Here is a 10,919-nt window from a genome sequence, read left to right on the forward strand (position 1 = left end):
CACGGTTCGGATTAGCGTTGCGCGGGCGACGAAGGAGCACTCCAATGACGGTCGTCACCGCACCGGTCTCGGACGAGGTCGACGAGGCACGGCTCGGGGCGCTGCTGACCGAGCTGGACGCGGGGGCGGCGCGCTGGGCGGTCACGCCGCTCACCGATCGCGCCGCACTGCTGCGCCGCACGCACGATGCGGTGTCCCGCGCTGCCGAGGCGTGGGCGCTGACCGCCGCGCGCATCAAGGGCCTCGCGGACGACTCGCCGCTCGTCGGGGAGGAGTGGTTCTCCGGCCCCTACGCCGTGCTGACCGCGATCGCCCGCCTGGCGCGCACGCTCGACACGCTCGCCGACGGGCACAGCCCGCTGCGGGGACTGTCCTTCCACGACGCCCCCGGAGGCAGGCGCGCGGTCGACGTGCTGCCGCTGGACCGGACGGAATCGCTGGTCCTCAACGGCTTCCGGGCGGAGGTGTGGTTCCCGCCGGGCACCACCGACCAGCGCGCGATGCTCACCGCGGGCCTCGGCGGGCTGCGCGTCGGCGAGTCCGGCGGGGTCGCTCTGGTGCTGGGCGCCGGGAACATCACCTCCATCCCGCCGCTCGACGTGCTGTACGGGCTCGTCGCCGACAACCGCGCGACGATCCTGAAGCTGAACCCGGTGCTCGCCGACCTGGCCGGACCCTTCGAGGCGGCGTTCGCGCCGCTCGTCGAGGCCGGGCTGCTGCGCATCGTGCAGGGCGGCGCCGCGGTCGGCGGCTTCCTCGCGCATGCTCCGCTCGTGCGGCACGTGCACATCACGGGCAGCATCACGAGCCACGACGCGATCGTCTGGGGCACCGGCGCCGAGGCGACCGCGCGGCGCTCGGCCGGCACCCCGCTGCTGGACAAGCCGATCACGAGCGAGCTCGGCGGCGCATCCCCGATCGTCGTCGTGCCGGGCGAGTGGACGGCGGCCGAGCTCGCCTTCCAGGCCGAGCACGTCGCGACGATGCGGCTGCACAACGGCGGCTACAACTGCATCGCCGGGCAGGTGCTGCTGCTGTCGACCGGGTGGCCGCAGCGGGACGCGTTCCTCACCCAGCTGCGCATCGCGCTCGCCGCCGCGCCCGACCGCCCCGCCTGGTACCCGGGCAGCGACGACCGCCGCGCCGCGGCCCTCGAGGCGTACCCGTCCGCCGAGCTGCTCGGGCCGGCCGGCGGACGCCTCCTGGTCGACGTCGGCGGCCGGGACGCGGGCGCGATGGGCTCGACCGAGTGGTTCGCGCCCGTGCTCGGGATCGTGGACGTGCCCGGCACGGGTCAGGCGTTCCTCGACGAGGCCGTCCGGGTCGCGAACGACGAGCTGACCGGCACGCTCGGCGCGAACGTGGTCATCCGCCCGCAGGACCGGCAGGCGCTCGGCGCCGGCTTCGGCCGGGCGATCGCCGCGCTCCGCTACGGCACGATCGGCATCAACGCGTGGACGGGGCTCGGCTTCCTGCTGGCGGCGACGCCGTGGGGGGCGTTCCCCGGCGGCACGATCGCCGACGTCGGCAGCGGGATCGGCGTCGTGCACAACGCGCTGCTGATCGACGGCGCCGAGCGCACCGTGGTGCACGGCCCGTTCCGGCCGTTCCCCGCCTCCGTCCTCGCCGGCGAGCGCGCGCTGACGCCGCGCCCGCCGTGGTTCGTCAGCGCGAGGACGGCGGCGACGACGGGTCGACGGCTCACCGGTTTCGCGGGCAGCAAGGCCCCGTGGCTGCTGGCGGCCGCGCTCGTCAGCGCGTTCCGGGGGTAGCGGTCGCCGCGTCAGCCCGGGTGGTAGGCGGCGGGGTCGGCGAGCAGCGGAGCGAACGCGAGCTCGGCGGCGCCGATCAACATGATGCGCGAGCCGAGCTCGCTGCGCCGCAGCTCCACCCGCTCGTCGATGCCGGGCAGTGCGCGGTCGGCGACCAGCCGGTCGAGCCGCTCGCCCGCGACGGCGGCGAGCGCCGACAGGAACCCGCCGAGGATCACCCGCGCCGGGTTGAGCACCGTCACCGCGTTCGCGATGGCGGTCGCGAGCGCATCGATCTGCAGCGCGACCTCCCGCGCGACGGCCGGATCGGCGGAGGAGGTCAGCGCCGCTTCGAGCTGGTCGGCTGCCGCGTCACCGAGGTGCAGCACCTCGAGCAGCGCCGCGCGAGAGACGGTCGCCTCGAGGGTGCCGCGGACGCCGAGGGTGTCCGTCGCACCGTTCGCAGCGAGGATCATGTGGCCGAACTCCCCGGCGTGCCCGGTCATGCCGGTCAGCGAGACGCCACCGGCGACGATCCCGCCCCCGATCACGCTGGCCCCGCCGTTCAGGAACACGAGGTCGCCGACCCCTCGGCCGGCGCCGAACAGCGCCTCCGCCCGGGCTCCGAGCCCGCCGTCGTTCGCGGCGGCGACGGGCAGCCCGAGCGCGTCCTCGAAGACGGCGGCGAGCGGCACGTCCCGCCAGCCGAGGTGCGGCGCCAACCGGACGATGCCGCCCGCCCTGCTGACGACGCCGGGGACGGCGAGCCCCGCGCCGATCGGACGGCTGGAGGGGTGCTGCCGGAGGAGGTCCTGCACCGCGCCGCTCGCGGCGCGCACGGTCGCGTCGACGCTGGGCGTGGCCGAGAACGGTGCCCGTTCGACGGCGATGACGTCACCTCCGAGCCGCACGAGCGCGACGGTGACCGCGTCGAGCTCGGGGTTGATCGCGATCGCGACCGGCACCTCCCCCGCTCGGACGACGGGACTGGGCCGGCCGACCTGGCCGGCCGCGGCGGGTTCGTCCTCGACGACCAGGCCGCGTGACGCGAGGTCGGCGACGAGCGCCCCGACCGTCGACCGGTTCAGTCCGCTCTCCCGCGTCAGCTCGCTGCGCGTCGCCGGCGACAGGTGCACACGCTGCAGCACGAGGGCGAGGTTCCTGCGCCGCCCCGCCCCACCGGCACGGACGCCGGGGTCGGTGGTCGGCACGGCGTCAGTGTAGGGAGGCGCCGGCACTGATCACGTCGCCGCGGTGCGCGCCGATCATCCGAACCTGGCTCAGCACGCTCTCCGAGTGGTGCTCGGGCAAGGGCAGCCGGGACGGTGGTGCGGGTGGCGGCTCGGGTAGGGACGTTCCGTTCCGCCGAGAGGAAGCGGCGTATCGCGTGGAGGAAGCGGGAGCGGGTGTAGGCGGGAACGCACCGTTTCCACCTACGCCCGCTTCGCGGTCCTACGCCCCGTCCCGTGCGGCAGCGTCAGTCCCTTCCGGCAGCGGAATCGGCGCCGAACGGCTGCCGGAGCGCACATGTGCTGCCGGACGGACACCCGACCTCGGGAAGCCGACCAACCCACCACCGTCCCGGCTGCTTGTGACCCATCGACCCGGCGGAACCCGGGCCGGGGCCGCTCGTCAGACCCGCACCCTCCGGAACGCCGCGCCCGGATGCCCGTCCGCGAGGTGCGGGTGCCCGAACAGGCGCTCTCGCAGGGTCGCACCGACCTGGGGAGGCTCGGCGACCATGCCGCGACGCCGCATCTCGGGCAGCACCAGGTCGAGGAAGTCGTCGAAGGTGCCGGTCGGATCCGGCTGCACGAGGAAGCCGTCGGCGCCGGTCTCGGCGAGGAACGCCTCCGCCTGGTCGACCACCTGCACCGGGTCGCCGACGAACGGGGCACCCATCACGGAGTTCCGCTGGAACTCCTCCAGGATCTGCCGCACGGTGAGCGCCGGGGCGCCGTTCGCACCGGAGAACCGCTCGACGTTCGTGCGACCCGTCTCGGTGCGGGTGGAGGCGAGCGGCTCATCGAGCGGCATCGACATCAGGTCGAGGCCGGTGAAGAACGCGTAGGCGGCGGCCGCGTCCTCGAGCGTCCAGAACGAGGCCTGCAGCGCCCGCTTGGCATGCGCCTCCTCCGCCGTCGGCGCGACGACGAACGTGCCGGCCGAGAGGAACAGCACGGCGTCGCGGCCGCGCCCGTTCGCGTCGAGCAGGTCGCGGACGGCGGCGATCTGCGCGGCGGTCGCGGCGGGCTCGCTCGCGAGGAACACGCCTTCGGCGTAGTCGGCCGCGAAGCCGCGACCGCTCGACGAGGCGCCGGCCTGGAACAGGACAGGTGTGCGCTGCGGCGACGGGGGCACGGTCAGCACGCCGCGCGCTCCGTGCCACCGGCCGTGGGTGTCGATCTCGTGCACCTTCGACGGGTCGGCGTAGGTGCCCGACTCCCGGTCCTGCACGAGCGCGTCGTCCTCCCAGACGCCCTCCCACAGCTCCATCGCGAGCCGGATGTGCTCGTCGGCCCGCGCGTACCGCTCGTCGTGCGGGATCAGCGGCTCGTCGAACAGCAGGGCGGAGGCGTTCTGGCCGGCTCCGGTGACGACGTTCCAGCCGAGCCGCCCACCGGTCAGGTGGTCGAGCGTCGCGAACCGGCGCGCGACGATCTGCGGCTTCTCGATCGTCGTCGACACCGTGGCGACGAGCCCGAGCCGCTCGGTCGCCAGCGCGAGCGCCGACAGCAGGACGATCGGGTCGGCCTTCGGGAACTGGACCGAGCTCTCGATCGCCTGCGGCAGGACGTGCCCGTCGACGACGGGGTAGGCGTAGTCGTCGGCCATGAAGAGGAAGTCGACGCCCTCCTGGTCGAGCCGCTTCGCCATCGTCACCCAGTGCTGCAGGTCGAGGAAGTCCGTCGAGGTGTTGCCCGGCATCCTCCACTGGCCCATCGGCGTCATCGCCTGGAACATGCCGAGCCTGATGCGCTTGCTCATGCGGCCACCGCGTTCGGGCTCAGGCGGCGGAACGTGGAGCCGTGGAAGACCAGCGGCGGGGTGGCCGGGTCCGTCGCGAGCGCGAGGACGCGCAGCAGCACGAGGTCGTGGTCGCCGGCGGGCGTCTCGCCCTCGATCACGCACTCGAGGTGCGCAGGCGCTCCGCCGATCAGGATCGCACCGCTGTCGGTGCGCTCGGTCGCGATCCCGGAGAACCGGTCGGCGGCCTTGGAGGCGAGCTGGCGGCAGGCCGCCTCATGCGCCTCCCCCAGCACCGAGACGCCGAGCCGTACGGCCCGGCGCAGCACCGGCCAGCTCTCGCTCGTCCGCTGCACGGCGAACAGGACGAGCGGCGGATCGGCCGAGATGCCGACCTGGAAGGACGAGGCGACCAGCACGCGGGGCACGCCGTCGACCTCGGCCGCGATCGCGGCGACGCCGGAGGGGAAGAGGGCGAACGCGCTGCGGAGCGCGCCGCCCAGAGCAGCGGACGCGGGGTCCGCGAGTGCGGTGAGACGGGACATGGATCCTCCTGCAGCATGAACCGAACGGTTCAAACGGTAGCGGGCCGGTGTTTCCGCCGGGTTACCGCTCGCTTGGAAGCAGCAGTCGCTCCACCAGCTCGGCGGAGGCGGCGTCGAGCACCGTCCGGGGCGCGCCGGACAGCAGGGCGAACTGGAGCCCGCGCCACTCGGCGACGAGCTGGGTCGCGGTGCGCAGCGCCGGATCGGGCGCCACTCCCTCCGCCTCCAGCACCGCACGCACCTCGGCGACCCAGTCGCCGCCGAGGCGCTCGAACAGCTCCCGGTTGCGCTCCGGGTGGTAGAGCGCCACGGCGAACGCCTGGAAGAACAGCGCGAGGAACGGCAGGTTGTCCGGATGGGCGATGTCGTCCCAGACGCGGACCAGCCGGACGCGCAGCGGGCCGTCCCCGCCCCGCAGCCGCCGCAGCGCCCCCTCGAGGTGCGGATACCGCTCGAACGCGACGAGCGTCGCCTCCCGCAGCACCTCCTCCTTCGACCCGAAGTAGTAGAGCAGCATGCGGTTGTTCGAGCCGATCGCCCGGGCGAGCTCGCTGAGGCTGAGATCGGTGGCGCCGTGCTCCAGCACGTGGTCGGCGACCCGCTCGAGCAGGCGCGGGCGCCCGGACGGGGATTCCGCGGCTGCGTCGTCGGCGCTCGAACCCATGCCCATCAACCTATGCAGCCCCCGAACGGGCCGGGACTGCAACCGGGCAGCACGACCGGGTTCCCAGCGGTGGGGCGTCGCGTCCACCCGTTCGAGGTCGAACCGGCGCGGATCGCTCTGCAGCCCTTGCCCTGGCTCCGAAAGTTTCGAGATACTCGGGGAGACCTGACGTGGCTCGATCCCTCCGCTGGAGGCGACCCGACCCGCACGTCTGCAAGGAGAAGCATGAGCTCGACTCCGCTCGACCGTCCCAGCCGCACCACCCTCGCGATGCTCGCGGACGAGGCCGGTGTCTCGCTGTCCACGATCTCCAAGGTGCTGAACGGCCACGCCGACGTCGCACCCGCCACGCGACAGCGGGTGGAGGGCCTGCTCGACGAGCGCGCGTACCGGCGCCGCGGCACGGCCGCCAAGGGCTCGACGCTCCTCGAACTCGTCTTCTCCGATCTGGCGAACCCGTGGGGCTCCGAGATCATGGCCGGCGTCCAGGAGGTCGCGCACCAGGAGGGGATGAGCGTCGTGCTCTCGCCGAGCAGCGCCCGGCACGAGCCCGGTCCCGGCTGGCTGCCGGGGGTGCTGGCGCGCAAGCCCGCGGGTGTGCTGCTCGTCACGACCGACCCGACGCCCCAGCTGCGTGAGCGGCTCACCTCGCGCAGCATCCCCTTCGCCGTCATCGACCCCGCAGGCGAGCCGCCGCCTGGCGTCGCGTCGGTGGGCTCCACGAACTGGGCGGGCGGACTGGCGGCGACGCGGCACCTGATCGAGCTGGGCCACACCCGGATCGCGGCCGTCAGCGGCCTGCCCCACCTGCTCTGCTCCTGGGCGCGGCTGGACGGGTTCCGGTCCGCGATGGGATCGGCCGGGCTGCCGGTGCGCGAGGACTGGATGCACATGGGCGACTTCCGCGTCAGCGGCGGGCGGGTGGCGGCGGAGCAGCTGTTCGCCTCGGCGGACCGCCCGACCGCGGTGTTCGCCGGCAACGACGTGCAGGCGCTCGGGGTCATCGAGGTCGCCAGGGAGCACGGCCTCCACGTCCCTCGCGACGTCTCCGTGGTCGGCTACGACGACACGCAGATCGCGGTCTGGCTGCGGCCGCGCCTCACGACCGTGCACCAGCCGATCCGGCGGATGGCGGCGGAGGCGGCGCGCATCGTCCTCCGCCTCGCCGCGGGCGAGCCGGTCGAGCAGCAGCGCCTCGAGCTCGCCACCCACCTCGTGATCCGGGACAGCACCGCGCCGCCGCCATGATGCGACCGACCCGACGCGACCCGGCATCGTGATGCGATCGAGACGCCACGCGCCGGAAGTTTTCGTTGACATCGCCCGGCCGGGCAACGAAGCTGGCCTCCGCCGGGGAAGCGGGTGTAGACCTGTCCCGCGGCGGAGTAGTTCAACGAAGCAGTTCAACGAACCCACAGCAGTTCAACGACGAACATCGACGTACCGGGCCTGACACCTCGGACGTCGGAGAGGACACCGACGATGGCATCTCTTCCCACCGGATCCGGATTCACCAGGCGCACCCTTCTGGGCGCAGGCGCCAGCGCGGCCGCAGTCGGCCTGCTCGCCGCCTGCAGCTCGGGTGGCAGCGGCACCAGCGGAAGCTCGGGCGGCACGATCAAGTTCTGGAACCAGCCCTGGGGCGCGCCCGCGTTCAACACGCTGGACAAGAAGATCACCGAGGCGTACACGCCGAAGAGCGGCCTCGGCAAGTCGTCCTACCAGGTCATCCAGTGGGCGAACTTCACCCAGAAGTACTCGACCGCCGTGGCGTCGAACACGAACCCGGCGATCTCCTCCGGTGGCGGCACGCAGGCCTTCCTGTTCGAGTCGCAGGGCAAGATCGCCTATGCGGACGACCTGCTCGACTCCTGGAAGAAGAACGGCCTCTACGACGACTTCCTGCCCGGCCTCGTCGACACGCTGAAGACGAAGAACGGCTACGCGGCGGTCCCCTACAACCTCGACATGCGGGTGTGGTGGTACAACAAGGCCCTGCTGGAGGACGCCGGCGCCGAGGTGCCGACGGACTGGGACAGCTACGAGGCCGCGTGCGCCGCGCTCAAGAAGAAGGGCATCTACGGCTACGGCACCGGCACCGGCGCCGGCGACTTCCAGGGTGGTCACCACCTCGTCAGCCACATGATCAACAACGGCGGCGGGCTCTTCGACGCCGACAACCAGCCCGACTGCGTGACCGAGAAGAACATCGAGGCCATGGACTGGGTGCTCGGCCTCGTGAAGTCCGGCTACGTCGACCCGCGGACCGCGTCCTACACGGACCAGAACGTCTTCGACCAGTGGAAGGCGAAGAAGTTCGGCATGGGCTGGAACAACGCGGGCCTCGGCGCGAACGTCGGCGCCATCGGCAGCGACCTCGTGGTCGGCAGCCCGCTGACCGGCCCCGGCGGCGAGAAGGGTTCCCTCTTCTTCCCGAACAACATCATGATGTACAAGAACACCCCCTCCAAGGAAGGGACGGAGGCGTTCGCGACGTACTACTACCAGAACATGAAGCCGCTCTGGGCGGAGAAGACGGGCATCGGCCTGCCGCCGCTCAAGTCGATCGCCGAGCTCGACGTGTACAAGTCCGACCCGAACGCGTCGAAGATCCTCAACGAGTGGCAGCCCATCTCGAAGACGTGGGGCGCTCCCGGCACCAACACGGTGTTCCTGAACGTCACGACCGTCGACGGCACGCCGGCGATGACCACCTTCGCGCAGGGCATCCTGAGCGGCCGGACCACCGCGAAGGCGGCGCTCGAGGCGCTGCAGAAGTCGCTGGCGGCGAACGCGAAGTAACGGGATCGACGTCGTCCAACCAATGAACCGGCCCCTCACTGGCGAGGGGCAGAGGGAGAGCTGATGTCCGCCGACACCGTCGCGCGTGGGATCGACAAGGCACGACGCGGAGTGGCACCGGGAGGGCGTGGGGGCGGCGTTGCCGCCCCCCGCCGGAAGCGGGGGCTCTCGACAGGCGCGATCACGATGCTGCTGTTCGCAGTCCCGTCGTTGGTCCTGCTGCTGCTGATCAACCTGTATCCACTGGTCTACGCGGCGTGGCAGTCGCTGCGCGACGGCGTCCTGCCGGCGGCCGGCGAGTTCGTCGGCATCAAGAACTACCTCGACGTGCTCGCGTCGCCGGAGTTCTGGAGCCGGGCCCGCTTCACCGTCGTCTTCACGATCGTGGGCGTCTTCGGGTCCTGGGCCGTCGGGCTGGCGTTCGCACTGATGCTGCGGACGAAGATCCCCGGCAACACCGTGTTCAAGGTGCTGCTCCTGCTGCCGTGGATCGTGCCGGTGGTCGTCTCGGCGACGGCGTGGAACTTCCTCGTCGCGACGCCGCAGAGCCCGCTGCCGATCCTCGCGGAGTCGCTCGGTCTCGGGAACGTCCTGTTCCTGGCCGATCCGGTGCTCGCGCAGGTCACGGTCTGCGTGTTCAAGGTCTGGATCAGCTTCCCGTTCATGATGATGATGACGTCGGCCGCGCTCGCGAGCGTGGACGTGAACGTCTACGAGGCCGCGAAGATGGACGGCGCGGGCCGGGTGCAGACCTTCACCGGCGTCACGCTCCCGATCATCGCGCGGTCGACCTACATCAGCTGGATCCTGATGACGATCTTCTGCGTCAACGACTTCCCGACGATCTTCCTGCTCACGCAGGGCGGTCCGCAGAACTCGACCGAATCGCTCGTGGTGTACGCGTACCTGCGGGTCTTCCAGGAGTACGCCACCGGCCCCGGCGTCGCGATCGCGTTCATCATGACCTTCGTGCTCGTGGTGATCTCCGTCATCCTGTACCGCCAGATCACGAAGGTGAACGTCGAATGAGCCAGGCAGTAGCGGCCAGTGGAGCCCCCCTCACCATCGGAGCGACGCGTCGGCGCCGCGCCGACCTGTCGACCGGAGAGCGCGGCCAGTGGGCGCGCTTCGCCGTGATGCTGGTGGTCACGCTCATCGTGATCGTGCCGATCATCACGGTGTTCGTCCTCTCGATCTCACCCGGCCTCGGCAGCACCAAGACCGGCCTGACGATCGAGAACTTCCAGCAGGTGTTCGCCAGCACCGGCGTGCTGACCTGGCTCGGCAACAGCGTCACCGTGACCCTCATCACCGTGGTCGTCTCGGTGGCGGTCGCCGCGCCGGCCGGGTACGTGCTGTCCCGCGTGCGGAACAAGCTCGTGGCCTCGTACTCGCTGGTGCTGTTCGTCATCCAGTCGCTGCCGGTCGTGACGGCGATCATCCCGCTGTTCATCCTGTTCGTGAACCTCGGGCTGGTCGACAACCTGTGGGGCATCGCGATCATCTACATCGGATCGACCCTGTCGGTCGCGACCTGGATGATGGCGGCGTACTTCGACTCCATCCCGATCTCCCTCGAAGAGGCCGCGTGGATGGACGGCGCGAGCGTCTTCGGCGGGTTCACGCGCATCGTGCTGCGGAACTCGCTGCCCGGCGTGCTGTCGACCGCGATCTTCTCGTTCCTGCTCGCCTGGAACGACTACCTGATCGCGCTCGTGTTCCTGCAGACGGACACCCGGTACACGCTGCAGATCGGCCTGCAGACGTTCTTCCAGCAGAACGCGGCCAACTGGGGCAACGTCATGGCGGTCGCCGTCGTGATGATGGTGCCCCCGGTGATCCTGTTCGCCTTCCTGAACAAGTACTTCAGCGTCGGCGGCATCGGCGGCTCGCTCGCGGGTCGCTAGCCGCCGCACGCCGTGCATCCAGCCCTCACCGCGGCCGTCGACCGGGTCATCCCCCCGGTCGACGGCCGCGGTGGCGGTTGGCAGGGCGGCGTGCAGCAGTACCTCGAGACCGCCGGCGGCGACCTCGACTGGGCGCAGGGCCCGCTCGATCGCCTGGCGGATCGACTGGGCCTCGGCTTCCCCGCGCTGACACCCGCCGAGCAGGACGCCGCGCTCCTCCGGCTCTCCGACGATCCGGCTGCGGCCGACGGGATCGCCGCGCTCGTCCGGGTGAGCTTCGAGG

At 71.6% G+C, this 10,919-nt stretch carries 10 protein-coding genes; 6 read left to right on the top strand and 4 right to left on the bottom strand.

The features are described 5' to 3' along the window. Positions 1-44 precede the first annotated feature (44 nt). Positions 45-1,772 carry an aldehyde dehydrogenase family protein gene (locus ACFE67_RS04345; protein WP_375405647.1) on the top strand — a complete coding sequence of 576 codons (1,728 nt, stop codon included), beginning with the start codon at positions 45-47 and terminating at the stop codon, positions 1,770-1,772. 11 nt (positions 1,773-1,783) lie between these two features. On the opposite strand, the gene ACFE67_RS04350 is transcribed toward ACFE67_RS04345, so the two are convergent. The 4 genes from ACFE67_RS04350 to ACFE67_RS04365 all read right to left on the bottom strand — a co-directional run bounded on the left by ACFE67_RS04350 (position 1,784) and on the right by ACFE67_RS04365 (position 5,927). Then, on the bottom strand, positions 1,784-2,962 hold the full coding sequence (locus ACFE67_RS04350; RefSeq protein ID WP_375405648.1) for an ROK family protein: 1,179 nt from the start codon (positions 2,960-2,962) through the stop codon (positions 1,784-1,786). Positions 2,963-3,383: 421 nt separating this feature from the next. After that, the gene (locus ACFE67_RS04355) at positions 3,384-4,739 is read right to left on the bottom strand and encodes an NtaA/DmoA family FMN-dependent monooxygenase (protein ID WP_375405649.1); all 1,356 of its coding nucleotides are present in this window, start codon (positions 4,737-4,739) and stop codon (positions 3,384-3,386) included. Then, positions 4,736-5,263, bottom strand: a complete 528-nt coding sequence (locus tag ACFE67_RS04360) for a flavin reductase family protein (RefSeq protein ID WP_375405650.1) — start codon at positions 5,261-5,263, stop codon at positions 4,736-4,738. Before ACFE67_RS04360 ends, ACFE67_RS04355 begins: the two co-directional genes overlap by 4 nt. Before the next feature lie 61 nt (positions 5,264-5,324). Then, positions 5,325-5,927 carry a TetR/AcrR family transcriptional regulator gene (locus tag ACFE67_RS04365; protein WP_375405651.1) on the bottom strand — a complete coding sequence of 201 codons (603 nt, stop codon included), beginning with the start codon at positions 5,925-5,927 and terminating at the stop codon, positions 5,325-5,327. Positions 5,928-6,152: 225 nt separating this feature from the next. Here ACFE67_RS04365 and ACFE67_RS04370 point away from each other — a divergent pair, with 225 nt between their 5' ends. The 5 genes from ACFE67_RS04370 to ACFE67_RS04390 form a co-directional block, all read left to right on the top strand. Then, entirely contained in the window at positions 6,153-7,175 is a 1,023-nt protein-coding gene (locus ACFE67_RS04370) for a LacI family DNA-binding transcriptional regulator (protein ID WP_375405652.1), read from the top strand. 234 nt (positions 7,176-7,409) lie between these two features. Next, positions 7,410-8,729 carry an ABC transporter substrate-binding protein gene (locus ACFE67_RS04375; RefSeq protein WP_375405653.1) on the top strand — a complete coding sequence of 440 codons (1,320 nt, stop codon included), beginning with the start codon at positions 7,410-7,412 and terminating at the stop codon, positions 8,727-8,729. Positions 8,730-8,792: 63 nt separating this feature from the next. After that, positions 8,793-9,758: a carbohydrate ABC transporter permease gene (locus ACFE67_RS04380; RefSeq protein ID WP_375405654.1), complete on the top strand. Its 966-nt coding sequence runs from the start codon at positions 8,793-8,795 to the stop codon at positions 9,756-9,758. Next, positions 9,755-10,636 (top strand): carbohydrate ABC transporter permease, encoded by an 882-nt coding sequence (locus tag ACFE67_RS04385; RefSeq protein WP_375405655.1) that lies wholly within the window; start codon positions 9,755-9,757, stop codon positions 10,634-10,636. Before ACFE67_RS04380 ends, ACFE67_RS04385 begins: the two co-directional genes overlap by 4 nt. Positions 10,637-10,648: 12 nt before the next feature. Further along, positions 10,649-10,919 (top strand): hypothetical protein (locus tag ACFE67_RS04390; RefSeq protein ID WP_375405656.1); only part of this gene is annotated, 271 nt, incomplete at its 3' end.

Source organism: uncultured Amnibacterium sp., assembly GCF_964244015.1.
Taxonomy (GTDB): Bacteria; Actinomycetota; Actinomycetes; order Actinomycetales; family Microbacteriaceae; genus Amnibacterium.

What these genes read in the sequence shown, in the direction of transcription:
- ACFE67_RS04360 (WP_375405650.1), bottom strand. Translation starts at nt 5,263, where the DNA reads ATGTCCCGTCTCACCGCACTCGCGGACCCCGCGTCCGCTGCTCTGGGC.
- ACFE67_RS04375 (WP_375405653.1), top strand. Translation starts at nt 7,410, where the DNA reads ATGGCATCTCTTCCCACCGGATCCGGATTCACCAGGCGCACCCTTCTG.
- ACFE67_RS04365 (WP_375405651.1), bottom strand. Translation starts at nt 5,927, where the DNA reads ATGGGTTCGAGCGCCGACGACGCAGCCGCGGAATCCCCGTCCGGGCGC.
- ACFE67_RS04385 (WP_375405655.1), top strand. Translation starts at nt 9,755, where the DNA reads ATGAGCCAGGCAGTAGCGGCCAGTGGAGCCCCCCTCACCATCGGAGCG.
- ACFE67_RS04380 (WP_375405654.1), top strand. Translation starts at nt 8,793, where the DNA reads ATGTCCGCCGACACCGTCGCGCGTGGGATCGACAAGGCACGACGCGGA.
- ACFE67_RS04355 (WP_375405649.1), bottom strand. Translation starts at nt 4,739, where the DNA reads ATGAGCAAGCGCATCAGGCTCGGCATGTTCCAGGCGATGACGCCGATG.
- ACFE67_RS04370 (WP_375405652.1), top strand. Translation starts at nt 6,153, where the DNA reads ATGAGCTCGACTCCGCTCGACCGTCCCAGCCGCACCACCCTCGCGATG.
- ACFE67_RS04345 (WP_375405647.1), top strand. Translation starts at nt 45, where the DNA reads ATGACGGTCGTCACCGCACCGGTCTCGGACGAGGTCGACGAGGCACGG.